Raw genomic sequence first — 21,643 nt, 5'->3', positions numbered from 1 at the left:
TTGAAATCCGTACATTTAAATTAGCACTGCTAGTTTCTGTTTACGGCCCTACTATGTGCGCCATGGCCCGACCGCGCAAGCCCCTCCTCAGCACCGACCGGATCGTCGAGACGGCCCGGGAACTCGTGGACCGGGAGGGACTGGCGGCCGTCTCCACCCGTCGGCTCGCCGCCGAGCTGGGGGTGAGCGGGCCCTCGCTCTACAACCACTTCCGCACCAAGGACGACATCCTGGAGGCGGTCGCCGACTCGGTGAGCGGGCTGGTGGACCTGTCGATGTTCGAGGACGGCCGCGAGTGGCGGACCGCGCTGCACGACTGGGCCGTCTCCTATCGGGCGGCCCTGCGTGACCACCCGAACATCGTTCCGGTGCTGGCCAGGGGCCCGGGGCGGCGGCCGGCCGCACTGCGCCTGGCCGACGCCGTGTACGGCGCGATGGTCGACGCCGGCTGGCCGCCGGCCCAAGCGACCTCCATCGGCGCGCTGATGCGGTACTTCATCATGGGCTCCGCACTCGGTTCGTTCGCCGGAGGCTTCGTGGACGACGCGAGCGCGTACGACCCCGCCGACTATCCCCACCTCGGCCAGGCCCATCTGCTCGCCGAGCAGCAGGAGAAGATCGACGAGCGGGCGTTCGAGACGGGACTCACGGCGCTGCTGGACGGGCTGGCGCAGCAGTACGAGCAGGTACGGCAGAGCGTCCAGCAGTAGTTCGGTGCGTGCGGACGTGTCCGTGCCGCACGCATCTGCCGGGTGCGGGTCGTTCGTGGTCGCTCGCGCAGTTCCCGGCGCCCGTCACGGGGTGCCCCACCGCACTGTCCGATATCCGCCAGCCACGACACCACCCCCTGCCTAACCTCGGGAGCATGATGAACGCCGTCCCACGTCACCGCCTCCTCCCTGCCGGCGCAGCCGTCGTCACCGTGGTCCTCTGGGCGTCTGCCTTCGTGGCGATCCGGAGTGCCGGGCAGGAGTACTCCCCCGGCGCGCTGGCCCTGGGACGGCTTGCGTCGGGTGCGCTCGCGCTGGGGGTGATCTGGGCCGTACGCCGGGAGGGACTGCCGCCGAGGGCCGCCTGGCGCGGGATCCTGCTGTCCGGACTGCTGTGGTTCGGCTTCTACATGGTCGTCCTCAACTGGGGCGAGCAGCAGGTGGACGCCGGTACCGCCGCCCTCGTGGTGAACGTCGGCCCGCTGCTGATCGCCCTGCTCGGCGCCCGGCTGCTCGGTGACCCGATGCCGCCGCGGCTGCTGGCCGGGATGGCCGTGTCGTTCGCGGGCGCGGTGACCGTGGGGCTGTCGATGTCGGGCGGCGGCCGCAACTCCGTACTCGGCGTGGTGCTGTGCCTGCTCGCCGCCGTGGCGTACGCCGCCGGCGTCGTCGCGCAGAAGCCGGCCCTGGGACAGGCGAGCGCCCTGCAGGTGACGACGTTCGGGTGTCTGGTCGGGGCGGTGGCGTGTCTGCCGTTCGCCGGGCAACTGGTGCACCAGGCCGCGCACGCGCCCCTGCCGGCCACCCTGGGCATGGTCTACCTGGGCGTCTTCCCGACCGCGCTCGCCTTCACCACCTGGGCCTACGCCCTCGCCCGCACCACCGCCAGCCGGATGGGCGCGACGACGTACGCCGTACCCGCGCTGGTGGTGCTGATGTCGTGGCTGGCGCTCGGCGAGGTGCCGGGCGTGCTCACACTGGCCGGCGGTGTGCTGTGTCTGGCGGGTGTGGCGGTGTCCCGGTCCCGGGCGCGCGGTGGCCGGACGGTGCGGGTCGCGGCCGGAGACGAGCCGCGACCCGAGAGGTCCGAGACGGTCACCTGAGGTCTCAGAACACCACCAGCGCCCGGCCGCCCTTGCCCGCGAGCATGTTCTCGAAGGCGGCCGGGATGCCTTCCAGGGCGATGCGCTCGGTGACCAGCGCGGAGAGGTCCAGGCGGCCCTCCCGTACGTGTTCGGCGAGCACGGGCAGGTCGCGGGCCGGGTCGGTGTTGCCGTAGACGCAGCCGGACAGGGTGCGGCCCCAGTGGAAGATCTCCAGGGCGTTGAAGGTGACCTGCTGGTCCTTGCCGCCGATGCCCACGACCGTCGTACGGCCGCCCCGGCGGGTGGAGTCCCAGGCCGCGCGGATGGACACCGCCCGGCCCACGCACTCCACCGCGACGTCCACGCCCTGCTTGCCGGTGAGGGCGCGGATCTCGCGGGGGGTCGTGTCGGAGGCGAGTACGTAGTCCGTCGCGCCTGCCGCCCGGGCCAGCTCCTCCTTCTCCGGGGAGACGTCGACGGCGATGATCCGGGACGCGCCCGCTATCCGGGCCGACTGGAGCGTGGCGAGGCCGACGCCGCCCGCACCGAAGACGGCCACCGTCTCGCCCGCGCGGACCCGCGCCGAGTGGTGGACGGCGCCGTAGCCGGTGAGGACGGCGCAGCCGAGGAGGGCGGCGTCCACCAGCGGCACCCCGTGCGGGAGGGGCAGGACGCAGGACGCCGGCACCACCGTCTCCTCGGCGAACGCGGCCACGTTCAGGCCGGGGTGCAGGTCGGTGCCGTCGGTGGTGCGGGCGTAGACGTCGGCGGCGCCGTTCAGCGCGTTGGCGCACAGCCAGACCTCGCCGAGCGCACAGGCGGGGCAGCTTCCGCAGGACGGGGCCCAGTTGAGGACGACCGGGTCGCCTTCGGCGACGTGCGCGACGCCCTCGCCGACGGCCACGACCGTGCCGGCGCCCTCGTGGCCGAGGACGGCCGGGACGGGCACCCGCATGGTGCCGTTGGACAGGGACAGGTCGGAGTGGCAGACACCGGCGGCGGCGAGGCGGACCCGGACCTGCCCGGGGCCCGGGTCGGGCAGCTCGATGCCGGTGATCTCCAGGGGTGCGCCGATGGCGGGCAGGACGGCGGCTCGTACGGCCATGACTCGCGTACTTCCTTAGAACTGGAGGGACTTGGTCTGCAGGTACTCGGCGAGTCCGTGCGCGCCGAGTTCCCTGCCGACCCCGGACTGCTTGTAGCCGCCGAAGGGGGCGAGGGGGTTGAACCGGCCGCCGTTGATGTCGACCTGGCCGGTGTCCATACGGCGGGCGAAGGCCACCGCCTCGGCCTCGTCCCCGGCCCATACGGCGCCCGCGAGGCCGTACACGGTGCCGTTGGCGATGCGCAGGGCGTCCTCCTCGTCCTCGTAGCGGAGGACGGACAGGACCGGGCCGAAGATCTCCTCCTGGGCGATCGTCATCCCGGGCGTCACGTCGGCGAAGACGGTCGGAGTGATGAAGTAGCCGCTCTCGCGCGGGGATCCGGGGCCGCCGGCGACCAGGCGGGCGCCCTCGGCGATGCCCTTCTCGATGTAGCCGCGCACCCGTGCCTGCTGCTTGGCGCTGACCACGGGGCCGATGCGGTCGGCGTACCTGGCGGCGGCCGTCGCGGCCAGCTCGACGGCCTCGTCGTACTGGTCGCGGTGGACCAGCATGCGGGTCCAGGCGCTGCACGTCTGGCCGGAGTTGGACATCACGTTGGCGACCCCCACGTTCACCGCCTTGGCGAGGTCGGCGCTCGGCAGGATGACGTTGGCGGACTTGCCGCCGAGTTCGAGGGCCACCTTCTTGACGGCCGCGCCCGCCACCGCGCCGATCTGCTGGCCGACCGCCGTGGAGCCGGTGAAGGAGACCAGGTCCACGCCCGGGTGCTCGGCAAGGGCCTGGCCGGCGACCGGGCCGAAGCCGGTGACCAGGTTGAACACCCCAGCCGGTACGCCCGCCTCGTGGACGGCCTCGGCGAACAGCTGGGCGGTGAGCGGGGTGTCCTCCGCGGGCTTGAGGACGATCGTGCAGCCCGCCGCGAGTGCCGGGGCGGCCTTGGCGACGATCTGGTGGAGGGGGTAGTTCCAGGGGGTGATCGCGCCGACCACGCCGATCGGCTCGTGCAGCACCGTCGAGTTGCCGACCTTCTCCTCGAAGGAGTGGGTCGCGGCCAGCTCGGCGTAGGAGCCGGCGACCGCGATCGGCACGGCCGCGTGCACGGCCTGGGAGAACGGGAGCGGGGCGCCCAGCTCGGCGGTGACCGTCTCGGCGATCTCGTCCTTGCGGGCCACGAGGACGTCACGGAGGGCGGCGAGGCGTGCGGCGCGCTCGGCCGGGGGCGTGGCGGCCCAGGCGGGCAGGGCGGCGCGTGCCGCACGGACGGCGGTGTCGACGTCCAGCGCGCCGCCCGCCGGGACCCGGGCGATGACCTGCTCGTCGGCCGGGTTCACGACCTCGATGACATTCGTGCTCCCGGCGGGGCGCCAGGCGCCGTCGATGTACAGGCCGTCGTGTGCCTTCATGCTGCTTCCTCCCGGCGGATCCGCGTCGTCCGGCACACAAACTAGCGGCGTTAGTTTTTCCGCGCCAGACGTACCAGGACATCATCGCCGGGGCCTTCCGCGCTCACACACCGGGTCGGGCGGCCCGCCGGGGACCCGGTCGCGGCCGGGCGCGTCACCCGGTCGCGGTCAGGTGGGCGAAGACCACCACGTTGCTGGTGTAGCCGGTCCGCCGGCTGTAGAGGCCGCCGCAGGTCAGCACCCGCAGTTCCGGCCGCCCGACCGGTCCGTAGACCTCCTTGTCCGGGAAGCCCGCCTTGTCGAAGACCCTCATCCGGTCCACGGTGTAGACGGCGGTACGGCCGTCGGCGCGCTTGACCTCGATGAGCTTGCAGGGTTTGACCTGGGCGAGCGCGGCGAAGACGGCCGGGCCGGTCAGGGTGTCCCGGTGGCCGACGGCGATCGCGGTGCCGGACTCGCCCGGCGTGGGGCCGCCCTCGTACCAGCCGACCAGCTTGGGCCTGTCCACCGGCGGGGTCTCCAGCCGCCGTTCACTGTCGAGCCCGAGGCCCGTGACCGGGGCGTCGACACCCAGGGAGCGGATGCGGAAGGACGTCGGCCGGGACCGGGGCAGCGGTCGGGGCGGGGGGCCGGAGGGAGGCTTGCAGGATTGCTCGCCGCCCGCGCCCCCCTGGCCGGCGGCCGCCACCGCGTCCGGGTCGTCCGCCCGGCCAGGCCCGGCATGCCCGCCCCACCACCGGTTCCCCGCCGTCACCAGGACGGTCACCAGCAGGGCCGTCCTGGCGAGGCGGTAGGCACGGGTCCGGTACCAGGGCCTGCGTCTGCGCCTACGCGGCACCATGGGGCCGCCGGCGGATCAGCCGGACATACGCGACGCCACTGACCGCGACCAGGCCCACGGCCGCCGCGGCGGCCAGCGGCGAGTACCCCGCGGCCGTGTCGATGAGACCGCCACCGCCCGCGTGCACACCGCCCTTCGGCGGGTCGTGGTCGCCCCCCTGGCCCCAGCCGGGACCGTCCTGCTGGTGACCGTCCTGGTGGTCCTGGTGGCCCTGGTGGTCCTCGATCTGCCCGTTCGGACCATGCGCCGGGTCGTTGTGTTCGTCGTGGCAGTTGACGCGGAAGAGCTTCTCCTTGACGGCGCCCGCCGCGACCCAGGTGAGCCTGTACTGACCGTCGGTCAGGCCGATCGGGTCGGTGTGCCCGGCACCCTCGGCGAGCTGGATGATGCCGGTGACGGTGGACGCCGAGGGCAGCGGGGGCTGCGCCTGGATGATGTAGGCGATGTTCGGCAGGATGTCGAAGTTGACGGCGTCGAGGTAGAACCTGCAGACCACCGGGTCGTCCTTCGAGACACCGTAGGGCACGCCCTCGCGGTGCACCCGGATGTCACCGTTCGCCCCCTGGGCCACCGCGTTCGGCGCCGCTACCCACGACGCACCCGCCACGGCGAGGGCGGTGAGGACGATTGTGGCGCCCGCGCGGGAGCCGACGGCACGTGGGAGTGTCAGGCTGGGCATGCGCAATCCTCCGCGAGTTCAGACGATTTTCATACAAATCGCTCTTTCGTCTGAACTCTCCGTCATACACACCGCCGGCCCGGGCAGCGAGGCCCGGCGCGCCGTCAGATATCGCTCGTGCGGCGCAACACCGGGCTTCCGGCCGCTCCCGCGCGGCGCCGCCGGGCCGTTCGGGCCGCCCCGGCCACCGCGGCACCACGCCCGCCGCCGAGCAGGTGGAGCAGCGGGCTGAGGGCCCTTGAACATCTCACCTGGGGGTCGTCACAGGCTTGCGGTGAGCTGTACGGGGACTCCGTTCAGGACAGCGTTGCCGGAGAGCGGGTCGAGCAGGCTGCCGTCGAGGAGCTGGTTGACGTTGACGCCAGGGGTCTTCGTGGCGTGGCTCATCCGGACGCCGGCGCGGTCGTGGCCCCAGCCGTGCGGCAGGCTCACCACCCCGGGGCGTACGGCGTCGGTGACCTCGGCGGGGGCCACGACCTCTCCCCCGGCGCCCTTGACCCGTACGTCCGCGCCGTCCCGGACGCCGAGCCGGGCCGCGTCCTCGGGGTGGATGTGCAGGGTGCAGCGGTTGGAGCCGCCGGTGAGGGCGGGCACGTTGTGCATCCAGCTGTTGTTGGAGCGAAGGTGGCGGCGGCCGACGAGGACCAGCCCGTCGGGGCGCTCCCCCAGGGCCGCACGCAACCGGGGCAGGTCGGCGGCGATCGGCTCGGGCAGCAGCTCGATCCTGCCGCTCACGGTCTTCAGCGGCTGGGGCAGGCGCGGCCGCAGCGGGCCGAGGTCGATGCCGTGCGGGTGGGCGAGCAGCTTGGCGAGGGTCAGCCCGTCGGGGCGTACGCCGAAGCCGTCGCCGTACGGGCCGAGGCGGAGCATCAGGTCCAGCCGCCGCTCGGGGCCGGTCACGCCGGTGAGCTGCCCGGCGAGTTCGTGCGGGTCGCGGCCGTGCACCGGCGAGTGTTCCTCGCGCACCGCCTTGCCGAGGGTCTGGTCGATGACCATCGCGTCGACGGCGGCCGGGTCGGCGCCGTGCATGCCGGTGGCGGCGAGGACCAGCCGGGCGAGGATCTCGCTCTCGGCCATGCGCCCGGGCTCCAGCGGGACGGCGGGGCGGGTGTAGCGGACCTGGTTGCGCACGGCGAGGGTGTTGAAGGCGAAGTCGTGGTGCGGGCTCTGGGAGGGCGGGGGCGGGGGCAGTACGACGTGGGCGTGGCGCGAGGTCTCGTTCAGGTACGGGTCGACGCTGACCATGAAGTCCAGGGACTGGAGGGCCTTGTCGAGGCGGTCGCCGTCGGGCGCGGACAGCACCGGGTTGGCGGCCACGACGATCAGCGCGCGGACCCGCTCGCCCTCGTCGGTGGGGGTGTCGATCTCCTCGGCGAGCGCGGAGAGCGGCAGCTCGCCCTTGGCCTCGGGCAGTCGGCGTACCCGCGAGTGCCAGCGGCCCAGCGCGAAGCCGCGGCCGGGACCAGCGGGGCGGGGTGTCCGGTCGGTGGCGGCCTGCGGGAAGAGGGCGCCGCCGGGGCGGTCCAGGTTGCCGGTGAGGATGTTGAGGACGTCCACCAGCCAGCTGGCCAGGGTGCCGTGCGCGACGGTGCAGCTGCCGATGCGGGCGTAGACGGCGGCGGTGGGGGCGGCGGCCAGTTCGCGGGCGAGGGTGCGGATGACGTCGGCGTCCAGGTCGCAGGCCCCGGCGACGGCTTCGGGGGTGAAGTCCCGCAGTGCGGCGCGCAGTTGCCCGACCCCGACGACATGTGCGCCCAGGTCCTTCAGGTCGGCCAGGCCCTCCTCGAACAGCACGGTCGCCATCGCGGCGAGCAGCAGGGCATCGGTGCCGGGGCGGATCGCCAGGTGCCGGTCGGCGAGCTTCGCGGTGCGGGTGCGGCGCGGGTCCACCACGGTCAGGTGTCCGCCGCGGGCCTTGAGCGCCTTGAGCCTGCCGGGGAAGTCGGGGGCGGTGCACAGACTGCCGTTGGACTCCAGGGGGTTGGCACCGATGAGGAGCAGGTGGTCGGTGTGGTCCAGGTCCGGTACGGGGATGGCGTTCGCGTCACCGAAGAGGAGTCCGCTGGAGACGTGCTTGGGCATCTGGTCGACCGTGGAGGCGGTGAACAGGCTGCGGGTGCGCAGGCCGGCGAGGAGGACCGGCGGGTAGAGGGCGCCGGCCACGGTGTGCACGTTGGGGTTGCCGAGGACCACGCCGACGGAGTCCGGTCCGCAGGCCTCCACGACCGGGCGCAGACCGGCGGCGACCGCGTCGAAGGCCTCCTGCCAGGTGGCCTCGCGCAGTTCGCCGTCCCGGCGGACGAGGGGGGTGCGCAACCGGTCGGGATCGGAGTCGACGGCCGCGAAGGAGGCGCCCTTGGGGCAGATGAACCCCTTGCTGAAGACGTCCTCGCGGTCACCGCGGGCGCCGGTGACGCGGGTGCCCTCGATGGTGAGGGTCAGGCCGCAGGTGGCCTCGCACAGGGGGCAGATGCGCAGGGCGGTGCGGGACACGGGTCCTCCCGGTGGGTCGGCGGCGGTGCCGGGCGAGCGTGGGTGTGACAGGCTCGGCCGAGCATACCGACCGGTATGCACGGAGGGGAGGTCTCTGCGGTGACCGTCAGTCGAGCACGCGGGCCAGGTACGCCCGCAGCAGCTCGCGCGTCTCCGTGATGATCGCCTCGTCCCCGTCCGGGTCGGTCCGGAAGGCCAGCTGGACGAGGGTGTCCGCGCTCTCCACGGCGACCAGGAAGACCCGGCGCAGCCCGTCGTCGGGGGTGCGGTCCAGATAGCCGGAGAGCAGCCGGGTGAGCCGGTCGGCGACGCGGGTGTTGGGCTCGGCCTTGCGGACTCCGACCGGTATCTGGTTGCCGAAGTCGACCAGCGAGAAGCCGGGCGCGGTGCGCTTCATGGCCAGGTACTCGTCGAGGACCGCGTCCATCGCGGCTCGCCAGTCGCCCGGGTGCGCCTTCTTCAGCCGCTCGGTGACGCGCTCGGTGTACCGCTCCAGGTTGCGCTGGGCGAGGGCGTCGGCCATCTGCCGCTTGTTGCCGAAGAACCGGTAGACGGAGCCGATCGGCACACCGGCGCGCAGGGCGACCGCGCGGGTGCTCAGGGCGTCGTAGCCGACCTCGTCGAGGAGTTCGGCGCAGGCGTCGAGGATCCTGGTCAGCCGTTCGGCGCTGCGCCGCTGGACGGGCGCGCGGCGGAGCGATGTCGCATGGGGCACGGGCTTCATGATGCCTCTCCGCCGCGGTCCGGTGAACCTCGCCCTCCCGTACGGACAAGAGTGGCCGGTGCACTCATTTCCCGGCGGCCGGGGCCGTCGTACCGGCCGCCGGCCGGGCCGTCACCGGCGGCTCTTCCGGGGCCGTTATGTCGGCGGTGCTCTGCACCGGTCTGCCGTGCACGGCCCACACGGTGCCGTCGTCGGCGTACAGGCGCGCGGTGACGTGGTGGGTGCCGTGCGGGACGAGGCGGTCGGGCAGCTGGTACCGGGGCGAGCGCAGCCGGGTGACCCGGCGGCCGTCGACGAAGAGGTGGGCGAGCCCGCGTCCGGTGACCGCCGACGGCCGGGCGCCGGGCGCGGAGCAGCGGAAGTGGTGGAACGTCAGCCGGACGTTCCAGCCGCCGCCCGGGTGCGGTGTCACCTCGACACCGACCTGCGGCGCGCTCTTCGGGTCGACCTCGCGCAGATGCCGGCCGGTGCCGTCGGTGGCGTCCAGGACCTCGCCGACGGGCGAGGAGGAGACGGCGCCGGCACCGGTGTGACCGCTCGTGCAGCCCGCCGCGCCGAGCGGCAGCAGGACGCACGCCGTGAGCGCGGCGAGCGTGCTGCGGATCCAGGACGTCATGAGCATGCCCGGGAGAGTAGAGCAACGCTCCGGTCCGCCGAATCCGCCTCAAGTCGGGTTCCGGCCAGCCCACGGGATCCCTCGGACGTAGTACCCGTCCCCCCTTGCGCCCACCTCCGCGCATTCCTACGGTGTTGCATAGGAATCAGGAAGCGCAAGGGAGCGATCATGAGCGGGGACACACGGAAGGCCGCCGAGGGGCTGTCGTACCTGACCGGCTTCGGCAACGAACACGCCTCCGAGGCGGTGCCGGGCGCCCTGCCCGAAGGCCGCAACTCGCCGCAGCGGGCGCCGCTCGGGCTGTACGCGGAGCAGCTGAGCGGTACGGCGTTCACCGAGCCGCGGGCGCACAACCGCCGCTCCTGGCTGTACCGCATCCGCCCGTCGGCCGCCCACCCGGCGTTCACCCGCACCGACAACGGCGCGATCCGCACGGCCCCCTTCACCGAGACCGTGCCCGACCCCAACCGGCTGCGCTGGAACCCGCTGCCCGAGCCGCCCGAGGGCACCGACTTCCTGGCCGGCCTGTGGACCCTCGGCGGCAACGGCGACGCGACCCAGCGCACCGGGATGGCCGTGCACCTGTACCACGCCAACGCGTCGATGGAGCGCGTCTTCTCCGACGCCGACGGCGAACTGCTGATCGTGCCGGAGCGCGGCGGGCTGCTGCTGCACACCGAGTTCGGCCGGCTGCATGTGGAGCCCGCACATGTGGCGCTGATTCCCCGTGGGGTGCGCTTCCGTGTGGAGCTGCTCGATGATTCCGCTCGGGGCTATGTGTGCGAGAACTATGGGGCGCCGTTCCAGCTGCCCGACCTCGGGCCCATCGGCGCCAACGGCCTCGCCAACGCCCGGGACTTCCGGGCGCCGGTGGCCGCGTACGAGGACGTGACCGGCCCGGTGGAGGTCGTGAACAAGTACTGCGGCAACCTCTGGACGGCCACCTACGGCCACTCCCCGCTCGACGTGGTCGCCTGGCACGGCAACCATGTGCCGTACGTCTATGACCTTCGCCGTTTCAATGTGATCGGGACCATCTCCTACGACCACCCGGACCCTTCCATCTTCACCGTCCTCACCTCCCCTTCGGACACTCCCGGTCTGGCCGGCGTCGACTTCGTCGTGTTCGCGCCGCGCTGGCTGGTGGGCGAGGACACCTTCCGGCCGCCGTACTTCCACCGGAACGTGATGAGCGAGTACATGGGCCTGATCGAGGGCGCGTACGACGCCAAGGCGGAAGGGTTCGTGCCCGGCGGCGGCTCGCTGCACAACATGATGTCGGCGCACGGACCGGACCGCGAGACGTTCGACCGGGCGAGCGCGGCCGAGCTGGAGCCGCAGAAGATCGACGACGGGCTGGCGTTCATGTTCGAGACCCGCTGGCCGGTGACCCTCACCCCGCACGCGGCCGGCGCCGACCACCTCCAGCAGCGCTACGACGACGTGTGGCAGGGACTGGAGCGCCATTTCCGGGTGTGACGCCGCCTCTGTTGCGCCGCACGTTCATCGACAGGTACGGATAGCCGCGTGACCTCTTTCGCCCCGGATTCGATCGTCCTGAACCGCAAGCTGCCGCTGTGGTACCAGGTGTCGCAGTCGCTGCGCGCCTCGATACTCGGCCGCTCCCCCGAGGACCCGCTGCGGCTGCCCACGGAGGAGCAACTGGCGGGGCACTACGGCGTGAGTGTGCTGACCATGCGGCAGGCGCTGAAGGAGCTGGAGGACGAGGGGCTGATCAGCAGGCACCGGCGGCGCGGCACGTTCATCGTGCCGGACGCCCGGCAGGGCGCACCGGTCCGCCTGCTCGGCTCGGTGGACGCGATCGTGGCCCAGCAGTCCGGCATGACGACGGAACTGCTGGACCACGGCCCGGTGCCCGTGCCACCCGGTCTCGCCGAGTACTTCCCCGACCTCGCGGAGGTGGCCGCGTACCACCGGCTGCGCTGCGACGAGAAGACCGGCGAGCCGACCAACCACGCCGTCAACCACATCCGCCCCGAACTCGCCGCGCGCATCGACCTGGACGACCTGATCCGCTGGCCGATGACCAAGGTGCTGCGGGACGTCGTACGGGCGGGCATCAGCCGGATCACGGACACCGTGCAGGCCCGCCTCGCCGACCCGGAGACCGCCCGGCTGCTCCAGGTGCCGCTGCTCAGCCCGATCCTGCACTACACGGGGGTGACGTACGACGCCGAGGGCAGGGTGCTGGACGTGGCGGTCATCCACTACCGGGGGGACCGGTTCTCGTTCACGGTCACCCTCGACGCGACCTGACACCGGTTCCCGGTCAGGTCGTACGATGCCCTGCGTGACGCACGACGACGCTCCGCTGCTGGCGGACCTCATGCCGTGGTCCGTCGCACCGCTGCGGCCGGGCCGTACCTGGCCGACGGCTCCCGACCCGGGCTCGCTGAAGGCCCGCTGGGACGCCCTCCTGAAGGCCGAGGGACCGGACCGGCAGGCCCTGTTCGAGGCGACCCGCTCCCGGACGCTCGACTCGGCGGTGGGGCAACTGCCCGGCCAGTCCACCGGCACCGAGCGGCTGGCCCGTGCCGAGGGTCCCTGCGCGGAGCCGGTCCGCGTCCTGGCGGCCCCCTTCGACGAGCAGTGGCTGATCCCGGACCACCGGCTGATCGACACGGCCCGCCCGGAGCTGTGGCGGGTGGCGGACGCGCACCAGGTCTTCACGGTGGAGACGGGCGACGCGGACACGCCGCTGCTGGCCACCTCCCGCCTGCCCGCTCTCCGCCCCGGCCGCGTCCGCCCCCTCTGGCGCCGCCCCGGCGGGACCGAACCGAACCTGGCCCCGGGCCTGCTGGACCACCTCTCCGCCCGTCTGTCCGACCGCCCCACGGCGGCGGACGTGCTGGCCTGGATCCTGGCGACGGTCCGTCCGGACCTCACCGTGCCGCTCACCGACGACAGCGAACTGTGGCGGGCCGGCGTCGCGTCGGGCCACCGCATGCTGTGGCTGATGCGCCGGGACGGCGAACGCCCCAAGCTGCCGGGGGGCCGCCGCCCCTACGTCCGCGCACCGCTGCCGGCCCGGCCGCTCACCCTGCACTACGACGAGGACGAAGAAACCCTTCACCTGGACGAGGGCCGCATCTCCCCCGTGCCGCCACAGGCCTGGGACTACGAGGTGGCCGGAGTCCGGGTCCTGGAGTCCTGGTTCACGGCCCGCACCGCCCCGGCCGACCCCGGCACCCTCGCCGCGATCCGCCCGGCGACCTGGCCGCAGCCCTGGACGTCGGAACTGCTGGAACTGATCACGGTCCTGACCCTGCTGGCGGAACTGCGGCCGCGGCGGGCGGGCTTGCAGGCGGTGTCAGCGGTCACGGCGGGCGAGCTGCGCGAGGCGGGCATCCTTCCCCCACCGGCCTCCGCCCGCCGCCCCGCCTCGGTCCTGGACCACCACGAGGAGGGCCCGGAGGGCCAGTTCGCCCTGATCTAGGCTGGCGCCCCGCCCTCACCGCGGTGTTCCTGCCGCTCGCGGTGCGCCGGTACGCGCGGAGCGCCGCAGAAGCGCTGAGGGGCGTCGGGCTGCTGACAAAACCGCCGGTCGCAAGCCATGATCCGGCCATGGAACAGCCCACGGATCAGCCCACGCCCCAGCAGCCCCTGCCCCTTGCGGGCATCACCGTCGTCGCCGTCGAACAGGCCGTGTCCGCGCCCTTCGCGACCCGGCAGCTCGCCGACCTGGGCGCCCGGGTCATCAAGGTGGAGCGGGTCGACGGCGGCGACTTCGCGCGCGGTTACGACACGGCCGCCCGCGGTCTCGCCTCGCACTTCGTGTGGTGCAACCGCGGCAAGGAGTCCCTGGCGCTGGACCTGAAGGACCCGCGCGGCCTGGCCGCCGTACGCCGGCTGATCGCGGACGCGGACGTGTTCGTGCAGAACCTCGCGCACGGGGCGGCGGCCCGCCTCGGTCTGGACGCGGCCACGCTGTGCGCGGCGCACCCGCGGCTGATCGCCGTGGACATCTCCGGATACGGCCCCTCAGGGCCGTACGCGGACAAGCGGGCCTACGACATGCTCGTGCAGTGCGAGGCGGGCCTCGTCTCGGTGACCGGGACCGCGGAGCAGCCGGTGAAGGCGGGGATCCCGGCGGCGGACATCGCGGCGGCCATGTACGCGTTCTCGGGCGTCCTGGCGGCGCTGGTACGGCGGGGGACGACCGGGCGGGGCGGGCCGGTGGAGGTGTCGATGCTGGAGGCGCTCGCGGAGTGGCTGGGGCATCCGCTGCACCATGCGATGCACGGGGGTGAGCCGCCGGCGCGCACCGGCCTCGCGCACGCCGTCATCGCGCCGTACGACGCCTATCCGACGGCGGACGGCGGGCGGGTGCTGCTGTCCGTGCAGAACGACCGCGAGTGGCGGCGGCTGGCCGAACAGGTCATGGGACGCCCGGAACTGGGGAGGGATCCGGCGTACGCCACGAACGCGGCACGGGTCGCGCACCGGGAGCAGACGGACGAGCTGGTCGCGCGGGCGCTCGGCGCACTGGACGCCGACGAGGCGCTGGCGCGGCTGGAGACGGCGGGCATCGCCTGTGCCCGGCTCAGGGATGTGCGTGAGCTGGTGGAGCATCCGCAGCTGGCGGCCCGTGAGCGGTGGCGTGAGGTGGGATCGCCGGTCGGGCCGTTGAAGGCGTTGCTGCCCCCCATCACACTGCCGGGCGGGGACGAGGCGCGGATGGGTGAGGTGCCCGCGCTCGGGCAGCACACCGAGGCACTGCTGCATGCCGTGGGGATGACGGACGACGAGATCGCAGCGATGCGCCGGGACGGTGTGGCGGCCTGAGCGCCGACACTCGGCGAGCGGACTCCGGGGGCGGCTCGGGGCCGCTCAGTGTCCGCCGAACAGCGAGCGACGCAGCCTGCGCAGCGGCGCGAACAGGGAGACACGGCTGACCCGCTTGCCCCGGTCGCTGCGCTGGTGCGGCCTGTCACGCGCCGTCAGCTCGCGCATCAGCGAGGTCGCCTCGATCGTCTCCCGCTGCGGTATGGCGGGACCCGCCAGTACCGACAGATGGCGGTCGAGGCGCGAACTGGTCGCGCTGCTCCCGCAGGTGATCGCAGGGACCCTGGCCCTGCTGCGCACTGTTATCTGTTCCATGTCACTCCCCACCCGTACGAGTCCACCCGGCCCGGGCAGGGTAACCCTATCGCCCCGGTGGGGCACGCGTGTATCTCGGCCACAGGATTCACCTTCCCTGTAAGGCGGTTGACCATCCCTCGCTGACTACTCTCCGAATCCGACCGATTTCAGGGTGAGTTGGACAAGGGGCCGGCCGGTGGGCTGCGCTGATCCACCGTCAGGTTCGACGGTTACAGCGAGTGACGTGGAGGAGGTGTCGAGCCCCTGCGCGACCAAGGGCGTGTCGCCCGTGAAGAGCCCGAGGGAGCGCGGCCCCGCGCCGGGGCGCACGAGCCAGAGCTGGCGGACGCGGCCGCCGGGCGGGGGGCCGTATCCGCTGAGGGTGACGACGGCTTCCCGCTCCGATGCGGAGGCGATCACTCCGATACCGCGGCCCCGGGCGTCCTTGCTGGTGGTGGCCCGGGCGTCGGGTGCCGCCAGAACGTGGGCGATCTCACGTCCCCGGGACCGCTCCGCGTCCAGCCGGTCCTGGCTGCGGTGCGCCTGGAGGGCGAAGAGGGAGGCGACGACGAGGGCCGCCGCCGCGGTGGCCGTGGCGAGCGGCACGAACAGGGGGCGCGTGCGGGGCGTACGGGTGCGTCCCGGCGGGGGCTGGTTTCCCCAGACGTGCGGCGGCAGCTGGGGCGTGCGCTCCCGGACCGGTGCCCGCGCCGGCTCCTGCGGGGTGGTGCGCACGGCGGCCAGCACCCGCTCGCGCAGTCCGGCGGGCGCCGGGGCCGCCGCGGACCAGGCGAGCCGCACGGCGTCCTCGGCGAGGTCCCGCACCTCGGTGGCACAGCGGTCGCAGCCCTGCAGGTGTTTGGCGAACCTGCGCCGCTCGCCCGCGTCGAGGGCGTCGAGCGCGTAGGGCGCCGCGAGGGAGTGCGGGTCCTCACGGCGCAGCAGCCTGCCGAGGATGCTCATGCGGCGCCTCCCAGGCACTGGCGGAGCCGGGTGAGCCCGTCGCGCATCCGCGTCTTGACCGTGCCGAGGGGCAGCGAGAGCCGCTCGGCCACCTCACGGTAGGTGTAGCCGTCGTAGTAGGCGAGGGTCACGGACTGGCGTTGCAGGTCCGTGAGCCGGCGCAGGCAGCGGCGCACCCACTCGCGCTCCATGCCGGCCTCGACCTCCTCGGCGACCTGGTCGAAGGCGGGCTCCCCGGCGCGCAGGGCCTCCCGCTGCTCGCGTTCGCCGGCCGCGCGGGCGCTGCGCACCCGGTCGACGGCGCGGCGGTGGGCGAGGGTGAGGATCCAGGACAGCGCGCTGCCCCGGCCCGGGTCGTACCGGGCGGCCGAGCGCCACATCTCCAGCAGCACCTCCTGGGCGACCTCCTCGGACTGGGCGGGGTCGCGCACCACCCGTCGTACGAGTCCGTACACCGGCCCGGACACCAGTGCGTACAGGTCCTCGAACGCCCGCTGGTCGCCGCCCGCGACGAGCACCAGCAACTCGTCCGCCTGCATGCGGGTCCCCTCTCCGTGGCCGCAGCCGGCCCCTCCGCGCACTCCACGCATCCGCACGAACGCACACCTCCGGCGGGTGATACGGATCGGCGGGCCGAAAACGCGGGCCGGGAAGGGCCCAAAATTTTTTCTCCGGCCGACCCATCCGATCCGCGGTCCCGCTCCGTATACCCCTCCGTCAAAGGCAAGTCGGCACTGAGGACGGACGGCATGACACCTCTCTTCTCCAGGAGCGGCACGGGACGCGGCGGCCTGGTCACGCTCATCTGCGGTGCGCTGGCCGCCGGAGGGCTCACCGCCGCCGGCACCGCGGCGCTGGCACCCGGGACGGCCGCCGCCTCCTCGCACCGGGAGGCCCCGCTGATCTCGGGCACCCCGCAGTACGACAACACCGACCTGTACGCGTTCGTCAGCCCGGACAAGCCCGACACCACGACGATCGTGGCCGACTGGATCCCGTTCGAGGAGCCGGCGGGCGGGCCGAACTTCTACACGTTCGCCGACGACGCCCAGTACGACCTGCACATCGACAGCAACGGTGACGCGCAGGACGACCTGGTGTTCCGCTACACCTTCACGACCCACACGAAGAACGGGAACACGTTCCTGTACAACACGGGGCCGGTCACCAACCTGGCGGATCCCGACCTCAACATCACGCAGACGTACGACATCGATCTGCTCAAGCTCAAGCACGGGCACGCGGTGTCGAAGACGAAGGTCGCGGACGATGTGCCGGTGGCGCCGTCGAACGTCGGCAAGGCGTCCATGCCGTACTACGGCAAGCTGCGCGACCAGGCCGTCTACAAGGCGGCGGGCGGCACCACGACCTTCGCCGGGCAGGCGGACGACCCGTTCTTCGCGGACCTGCGCGTCTTCGACCTGCTGTACGGCGGCAACCTGAGCGAGGTCGGCCGGGACACCCTGAAGGGCTACAACGTCAACACCATCGCCCTGCAGGTGCCGAACGACCTGATCCGGGAGTCGGCCGGACAGCCGGTCGTCGGCATCTGGTCCACCACTCAGCGCCGCAACGCGCAGGGCTACTACACACAGGTCTCGCGCCTCGGCAACCCGCTGGTCAACGAGGTGGTCAACCCGCAGAAGGACAAGGACAGGTTCAACGCCTCGCAGCCCGCGTACGACGCGCAGTTCCTGAAGAACGTCACCAACCCGGAGCTGCCGAAGCTGATCGAGTCGATCTACAAGATCAAGGCACCGGCCGAGCCGCGCAACGACCTGGTCGACGTGTTCCTGAAGGGCGTGAAGGGCCTCAACCAGCCCCCGAAGGTGCGCCCCGCGGAGGAGCTGCGCCTGAACACCTCCATCAAGCCGAGCATGCACCCCAAGCGGCTGGGCGTCCTGGACGGTGACAACGCGGGCTTCCCGAACGGGCGCCGGCTCACCGACGACGTGATCGACGAGGCGTTGCAGGTCGTCGAGGGTGAGCTGGTCGGCTCGAAGAACGACCTGGGCGACGCGGTGGACAAGAACGACAAGGGCTTCGAGAAGTCCTTCCCGTACGTCGCCGAGCCCACCTCCGGTTCGCGCGGCCCGCTCGCCAAGGGGACGACCGCGGGCACGGACGTGCGCAGCCAGCTGGGCGACGCCCTGCAACCGGCGGGCTCCTCCTCCGGTGGCTCCGGCAACACGGTGCTGATCGCCGCGTCGGCGGCCTCGGGTGCGGCCGGGATCCTGCTGATCGGCGCCGCCGTCGGGTGGTGGCGCCGGCGCATCCGGCGCGCGTACTGACCCCCACCCACCCCGATCCGGCGCGGCCCGTGTCCCCCCCTCCCCCCACGGCGGGCCGCGCCTTCCCCTTCCGACCAGCACAGGCGACCGAGGAGAGGGCATGTCTCCGCGTACGAACGACGACGAGGCCGGCGAGCGGCAGGTGAACACGGAGGAGGGCGAGACGGCGCCACGGCCCACCGCGGCCGCCGGCACGTCCGGGACGGCCACCGAAGAAGGCAGGGCCGGCTCCGACAAGCCCTCGCCCGCCGGTGGCGACCGCGTGCCGCCCGAGTCCGGGGAACCCTCCGCCCGCGCGGGCACCCGCCCCACCGTGAACGTCGCCGTGAAGGCGGGCGCCGCCCCACACGTCACGCCCGGGGTTGCGCACCCCTCGGCCGGCCACACCGAGCACGAGACGCCCGGGGTCGAGGAGTCCTCGGCCGGCGACAGCGGGGACGCGGCACCCGGCTCCGTACGACCCTCGGCCTCCCTCCCAACAGAGCCCCCGGCCCAGGAAGTCCCCGAACCCGTGACACCCGGCCCCGAGAAGCCCCCGGTTGCCGCTCACGACCACGCGACCCCCGACTCCGCGGAACCCTCCGCCCGCGACGCCGGGCATATGACACCCGACTCCGGGGAACCCTCCGTCTGCGACAGCGAGCCCATGGCGCCCGAGTCCGAGCACCCCACGGCCGACGGCGCCGAACCCGTGGCAGCCGGGGCTGAAGGGTGCCCGGCCCCCGGCTCCGACGGGCGCGTGGTCGCCCTCCGGCGGTTCGCCGCCGCCGGGCGGCGTTGGCGGGGCGTTCAACTCGTCGGCTCCGCAGCCCTGCTGGCGGTCGCGCTGACCGGCGGGGCGATCGCCGTCGGGGCGGACCGGGCGCCCGCATCGGTGCCGGCCGCCTCCACCGCCGTGGACCCCGGTGTCCTGGGCGGCGGCGACCTGGACGCGAGTATCGCCGCACTGCAGAGCCATCTGCGCACCCAGCCCAGGGACTCCGGCGGTTGGGCCACCCTGGGCCTGGCCTACGTCGAGCAGGCACGGACCAAGGGCGACCCCTCCCGCTACCCGCAGGCGGAGCAGGCGCTGAAGCGGTCCCTCGCGCTCGCCCCGGACAGCGACCAGGCGCTGGCCGGCAGCGCGGCCCTCGCCGCGGCCCGGCACGACTTCAAGGACGCCCTGACCTACGCGGACCGGGCCCTGCGGCAGAACCCGTACAGCGAGCGCGCACTGTCCTCCCGTATCGACGCCCTGGTCGAACTCGGCCGGTACGCCGAGGCGTCGAAGGCGGCCGAGACCGCCGACGCCCGCAAGCCGGGCGTTCCCGTCTTCACCCGGTACGCGTACGTGCACGAGCTGCGCGGCGATGTGACGACGGCACGCCGGGTGCTCGAACAGGCCCTGGCCGGCGCCACTTCGAAGGGCGACGTCGCCTACGTGGCCGCCCAGCTGGGCCAGCTGGCGTGGAACCAGGGCGACTACAGGACCGCCCTCACCCACTACGCCCGCGCCCTCGCCGCCGACGACACCTACCTCCCCGCACTGGAGGGCCGGGCGCGGGCGCAGGCGGCCAGTGGTGACCGCGCGGCGGCGATCAAGGGGATGGAGACGGTGGTGTCCCGCTACCCCCTGCCCGGTCCGCTCGTCGAACTCGGTGAGCTGTACGAGGCACGGGGCGCCGCCGGCGACCGGACCAGGGCGCGGCAGCAGTACGCCCTGGTGGACACCTGGATCGTGCTGGCCCGCGCCAACGGCGTCAACGCCGACCTCGACACCGCGCTGGCGGCCGCCGACCACGGCGACAAGGCGGCCGCCCTGCGCGCGGCCCGCGCCGAGTGGGCCCGCCGCCACACCGTGCACACCGCGGACGCCCTGGCCTGGGCGCTGCATGTGAACGGCCGCGACGCCGAGGCCCTGCCGTACGCCCGCCGGGCCACCGCCACGGGTTACCGCAGCGCCGCCTTCCTGTACCACCGCGGCACGATCGAGCTGGCCACGGGCCACCGCACGGCCGGCCGCGCCTCCCTCACCTCCGCCCTGCGCCTGAACCCCGGCTTCTCGCCGCTCGGCGCGGCCTGGGCCCGCAAGGCACTGGAGGCCGCGGGGTGAAGCCACGTCTCGTCTTCCTCCTGCTGGTCACCAGTGCCCTGGCCCTCCTTCCCGGCGGCACGGCGAGCGCGCATCCGCTCGGGAACTTCACCGTCAACCGCTACGACGGCCTGGTCGCCGCCCCCGGACAGCTCCGCGTCGACCATGTGGAGGACCTCGCCGAGATCCCGGCGACCCAGGCCAAGCCGGACATCGAGCGGCTGGGCATGACGCAGTGGGCCCGGCAGCGCTGCGCGCAGGCCGCTCGGGGCAGCGAGGTGACGGTGCGCGGGCACGGGGTCCCGCTCACGGTGCAAGGCAGCAGGGCCGCTCTGCGCCCCGGGCAGGCAGGCCTCAACACCCTGCGCGTCGAGTGCCGTTGGACCGCTCCCCTGCCCCGGGCCGGCTCGGTCTCCCTCGGCTTCCGCAGCGCGACGAACTGGTCCGGCCCCGGCTGGCGGGAGATCACCGCGCGCGGCGACCGCGTGACGCTCACCGCGACGGACGTCCCGAGGACGTCGGTCTCGCACGAACTGACCACGTACCCGAAGGACCTGCTGTCCTCCCCGGCCGACACCACCGCCGCCTCCGTGCGGCTGCGTCCCGGCGGCCCCGCGCTCGCCGAGGAGCGGCAGGAGGCACCGGGCGCCGCCGTCCTGCCGCGGGGCGCCGACCGCTGGACCCGGGCGCTGGACGACCTCGTGGCCCGGCACGACCTCACCGTCGGCTTCGCCGCGCTCGCGCTTCTCGTCGCGGTCGTCCTCGGCGCCCTGCACGCGCTCGCGCCGGGCCACGGCAAGACCCTGATGGCCGCGACGGCGGCGGCGCGCGGCGGCCGGGCCCGCCCACGGGACGTGCTGCCGCTGGCCGCCTCGGTCACGGTGACCCACACCCTCGGTGTGGTCGCCCTGGGCCTGCTCGTCACGGCCGGCTCGGCGGCCACCCCCTCGGTGATCGCCTGGCTGGGTCTGGCGAGCGGCGCCCTGGTGCTGGCGGCCGGCGCCAACCTCGTACGGCGGGCGTGGCGCAACCGGACCCATGCGCATACGCATGCCCACCATGGTTCCGACCATCACCATCACCACGGTCCCCATGGGGAGCACACCCATGGGGAGCACACCCATGGAGAGCACACTCATGGGGAGCACACTCATGGGGAGCACACCCACACGCACGGTGGCCATACCCACTCCCACCCCACCGCCCCCACCGTCCGCGGCACGATCCTGCTCGGCTTCGCCGGTGGGCTCGTGCCCAGTCCGTCCGCCGTGGTCGTCCTCGTCGGCGCCGCCGCGCTCGGGAAGGCCTGGTTCGGGCTGCTGCTCGTGGTGGCCTACGGTGCCGGGCTCGCGCTGACCCTCACGGCCGCCGGGTTCGCCGTGGTCCGGCTGGGCTCGGGCATGACCCGGGTGCTGGAGCGGCGTCCGCGCTGGACCGCGCACCCGGTGGCCGCCCTGGTGCGCCGGTCCGTGCCGCTCGTGTCCGCACTGGTCGTCCTCGCCCTGGGCGCGGGACTGGTGCTGAAGGGGGCGGCATCCGCGCTCGGCTGAGCTACTTT

19 protein-coding genes are annotated in these 21,643 nt (G+C 73.4%); 9 read left to right on the top strand and 10 right to left on the bottom strand.

Annotated elements, in window-relative coordinates:
• The first annotated feature begins 62 nt into the window (after window positions 1-62).
• Window positions 63-710: a TetR/AcrR family transcriptional regulator gene (locus tag ABT171_RS12050; RefSeq protein ID WP_351242536.1), complete on the top strand. Its 648-nt coding sequence runs from the start codon at window positions 63-65 to the stop codon at window positions 708-710.
• Window positions 711-865: 155 nt separating this feature from the next.
• The gene (locus ABT171_RS12045) at window positions 866-1,813 is read left to right on the top strand and encodes a DMT family transporter (RefSeq protein ID WP_503074908.1); all 948 of its coding nucleotides are present in this window, start codon (window positions 866-868) and stop codon (window positions 1,811-1,813) included.
• Between the two features lie 4 nt (window positions 1,814-1,817).
• On the opposite strand, the gene ABT171_RS12040 is transcribed toward ABT171_RS12045, so the two are convergent.
• The 7 genes from ABT171_RS12040 to ABT171_RS12010 all read right to left on the bottom strand — a co-directional run bounded on the left by ABT171_RS12040 (window position 1,818) and on the right by ABT171_RS12010 (window position 9,663).
• Window positions 1,818-2,900 (bottom strand): Zn-dependent alcohol dehydrogenase, encoded by a 1,083-nt coding sequence (locus tag ABT171_RS12040; RefSeq protein WP_351242534.1) that lies wholly within the window; start codon window positions 2,898-2,900, stop codon window positions 1,818-1,820.
• Window positions 2,901-2,915: 15 nt separating this feature from the next.
• Window positions 2,916-4,304, bottom strand: coding sequence for an aldehyde dehydrogenase family protein (locus ABT171_RS12035; protein ID WP_351242532.1), 1,389 nt, complete (start codon window positions 4,302-4,304; stop codon window positions 2,916-2,918).
• A 154-nt stretch (window positions 4,305-4,458) separates the two neighbouring features.
• Window positions 4,459-5,145, bottom strand: coding sequence for a class F sortase (locus ABT171_RS12030; protein ID WP_351242530.1), 687 nt, complete (start codon window positions 5,143-5,145; stop codon window positions 4,459-4,461).
• A complete protein-coding gene (locus ABT171_RS12025) occupies window positions 5,132-5,824 on the bottom strand; it encodes a hypothetical protein (RefSeq protein ID WP_351242528.1) in 693 nt (230 codons plus the stop codon). The genes ABT171_RS12030 and ABT171_RS12025 overlap by 14 nt, the downstream gene beginning before the upstream one ends.
• A 261-nt stretch (window positions 5,825-6,085) precedes the next feature.
• Window positions 6,086-8,317, bottom strand: coding sequence for a molybdopterin oxidoreductase family protein (locus tag ABT171_RS12020; RefSeq protein WP_351242526.1), 2,232 nt, complete (start codon window positions 8,315-8,317; stop codon window positions 6,086-6,088).
• A 106-nt stretch (window positions 8,318-8,423) separates the two neighbouring features.
• Window positions 8,424-9,041 carry a TetR/AcrR family transcriptional regulator gene (locus ABT171_RS12015; RefSeq protein ID WP_351242524.1) on the bottom strand — a complete coding sequence of 206 codons (618 nt, stop codon included), beginning with the start codon at window positions 9,039-9,041 and terminating at the stop codon, window positions 8,424-8,426.
• Between the two features lie 64 nt (window positions 9,042-9,105).
• Window positions 9,106-9,663 (bottom strand): hypothetical protein, encoded by a 558-nt coding sequence (locus tag ABT171_RS12010; RefSeq protein WP_351242522.1) that lies wholly within the window; start codon window positions 9,661-9,663, stop codon window positions 9,106-9,108.
• A gap of 162 nt (window positions 9,664-9,825) precedes the next feature.
• On the opposite strand from ABT171_RS12010, the gene hmgA reads away from it, so the two are divergent.
• The 4 genes from hmgA (at window position 9,826) to ABT171_RS11990 (ending at window position 14,463) form a co-directional block, all read left to right on the top strand.
• Window positions 9,826-11,136 (top strand): homogentisate 1,2-dioxygenase, encoded by a 1,311-nt coding sequence (hmgA, locus tag ABT171_RS12005; RefSeq protein ID WP_351242520.1) that lies wholly within the window; start codon window positions 9,826-9,828, stop codon window positions 11,134-11,136.
• 48 nt (window positions 11,137-11,184) lie between these two features.
• Entirely contained in the window at window positions 11,185-11,934 is a 750-nt protein-coding gene (locus ABT171_RS12000; RefSeq protein ID WP_351242518.1) for a GntR family transcriptional regulator, read from the top strand.
• A gap of 25 nt (window positions 11,935-11,959) precedes the next feature.
• Window positions 11,960-13,114: a type ISP restriction/modification enzyme gene (locus tag ABT171_RS11995; RefSeq protein ID WP_351242516.1), complete on the top strand. Its 1,155-nt coding sequence runs from the start codon at window positions 11,960-11,962 to the stop codon at window positions 13,112-13,114.
• A gap of 128 nt (window positions 13,115-13,242) precedes the next feature.
• Window positions 13,243-14,463, top strand: coding sequence for a CaiB/BaiF CoA transferase family protein (locus ABT171_RS11990; RefSeq protein ID WP_351242514.1), 1,221 nt, complete (start codon window positions 13,243-13,245; stop codon window positions 14,461-14,463).
• A gap of 45 nt (window positions 14,464-14,508) precedes the next feature.
• Here ABT171_RS11990 and ABT171_RS11985 read toward each other — a convergent pair whose 3' ends face one another.
• From ABT171_RS11985 to ABT171_RS11975, 3 genes are all read right to left on the bottom strand, one after another.
• Window positions 14,509-14,778, bottom strand: coding sequence for a hypothetical protein (locus tag ABT171_RS11985; protein WP_351242512.1), 270 nt, complete (start codon window positions 14,776-14,778; stop codon window positions 14,509-14,511).
• A gap of 126 nt (window positions 14,779-14,904) precedes the next feature.
• Entirely contained in the window at window positions 14,905-15,723 is an 819-nt protein-coding gene (locus ABT171_RS11980) for an anti-sigma factor (protein WP_351242510.1), read from the bottom strand.
• The gene (locus tag ABT171_RS11975) at window positions 15,720-16,262 is read right to left on the bottom strand and encodes a sigma-70 family RNA polymerase sigma factor (RefSeq protein ID WP_351242508.1); all 543 of its coding nucleotides are present in this window, start codon (window positions 16,260-16,262) and stop codon (window positions 15,720-15,722) included. The genes ABT171_RS11980 and ABT171_RS11975 overlap by 4 nt, the downstream gene beginning before the upstream one ends.
• A 210-nt stretch (window positions 16,263-16,472) precedes the next feature.
• Between ABT171_RS11975 and ABT171_RS11970 the strand changes: the two genes are divergently transcribed.
• The 3 genes from ABT171_RS11970 (at window position 16,473) to ABT171_RS11960 (ending at window position 21,635) form a co-directional block, all read left to right on the top strand.
• On the top strand, window positions 16,473-18,014 hold the full coding sequence (locus tag ABT171_RS11970) for a DUF4331 domain-containing protein (RefSeq protein WP_351242506.1): 1,542 nt from the start codon (window positions 16,473-16,475) through the stop codon (window positions 18,012-18,014).
• Window positions 18,015-18,114: 100 nt separating this feature from the next.
• Window positions 18,115-20,106, top strand: a complete 1,992-nt coding sequence (locus ABT171_RS11965) for a tetratricopeptide repeat protein (protein WP_351242504.1) — start codon at window positions 18,115-18,117, stop codon at window positions 20,104-20,106.
• Window positions 20,103-21,635 (top strand): HoxN/HupN/NixA family nickel/cobalt transporter, encoded by a 1,533-nt coding sequence (locus ABT171_RS11960; protein ID WP_351242502.1) that lies wholly within the window; start codon window positions 20,103-20,105, stop codon window positions 21,633-21,635. Before ABT171_RS11965 ends, ABT171_RS11960 begins: the two co-directional genes overlap by 4 nt.
• Window positions 21,636-21,643 lie beyond the last annotated feature (8 nt).

This window comes from Streptomyces sp. NPDC001851 (assembly GCF_040297165.1).
GTDB lineage: Bacteria > Actinomycetota > Actinomycetes > Streptomycetales > Streptomycetaceae > Streptomyces.
This window is presented reverse-complemented; position numbering and strand designations above follow the sequence as displayed.

What these genes read in the sequence shown, in the direction of transcription:
- ABT171_RS12040 (WP_351242534.1), bottom strand. Translation starts at nt 2,900, where the DNA reads ATGGCCGTACGAGCCGCCGTCCTGCCCGCCATCGGCGCACCCCTGGAG.
- ABT171_RS11975 (WP_351242508.1), bottom strand. Translation starts at nt 16,262, where the DNA reads ATGCAGGCGGACGAGTTGCTGGTGCTCGTCGCGGGCGGCGACCAGCGG.
- ABT171_RS12025 (WP_351242528.1), bottom strand. Translation starts at nt 5,824, where the DNA reads ATGCCCAGCCTGACACTCCCACGTGCCGTCGGCTCCCGCGCGGGCGCC.
- ABT171_RS12050 (WP_351242536.1), top strand. Translation starts at nt 63, where the DNA reads ATGGCCCGACCGCGCAAGCCCCTCCTCAGCACCGACCGGATCGTCGAG.
- ABT171_RS11995 (WP_351242516.1), top strand. Translation starts at nt 11,960, where the DNA reads ATGCCCTGCGTGACGCACGACGACGCTCCGCTGCTGGCGGACCTCATG.
- ABT171_RS11970 (WP_351242506.1), top strand. Translation starts at nt 16,473, where the DNA reads ATGACACCTCTCTTCTCCAGGAGCGGCACGGGACGCGGCGGCCTGGTC.
- ABT171_RS12015 (WP_351242524.1), bottom strand. Translation starts at nt 9,041, where the DNA reads ATGAAGCCCGTGCCCCATGCGACATCGCTCCGCCGCGCGCCCGTCCAG.
- ABT171_RS12010 (WP_351242522.1), bottom strand. Translation starts at nt 9,663, where the DNA reads ATGCTCATGACGTCCTGGATCCGCAGCACGCTCGCCGCGCTCACGGCG.
- ABT171_RS11965 (WP_351242504.1), top strand. Translation starts at nt 18,115, where the DNA reads ATGTCTCCGCGTACGAACGACGACGAGGCCGGCGAGCGGCAGGTGAAC.
- hmgA (WP_351242520.1), top strand. Translation starts at nt 9,826, where the DNA reads ATGAGCGGGGACACACGGAAGGCCGCCGAGGGGCTGTCGTACCTGACC.
- ABT171_RS11980 (WP_351242510.1), bottom strand. Translation starts at nt 15,723, where the DNA reads ATGAGCATCCTCGGCAGGCTGCTGCGCCGTGAGGACCCGCACTCCCTC.
- ABT171_RS12035 (WP_351242532.1), bottom strand. Translation starts at nt 4,304, where the DNA reads ATGAAGGCACACGACGGCCTGTACATCGACGGCGCCTGGCGCCCCGCC.
- ABT171_RS11985 (WP_351242512.1), bottom strand. Translation starts at nt 14,778, where the DNA reads ATGGAACAGATAACAGTGCGCAGCAGGGCCAGGGTCCCTGCGATCACC.
- ABT171_RS12045 (WP_503074908.1), top strand. Translation starts at nt 866, where the DNA reads ATGATGAACGCCGTCCCACGTCACCGCCTCCTCCCTGCCGGCGCAGCC.
- ABT171_RS11990 (WP_351242514.1), top strand. Translation starts at nt 13,243, where the DNA reads ATGGAACAGCCCACGGATCAGCCCACGCCCCAGCAGCCCCTGCCCCTT.
- ABT171_RS12030 (WP_351242530.1), bottom strand. Translation starts at nt 5,145, where the DNA reads ATGGTGCCGCGTAGGCGCAGACGCAGGCCCTGGTACCGGACCCGTGCC.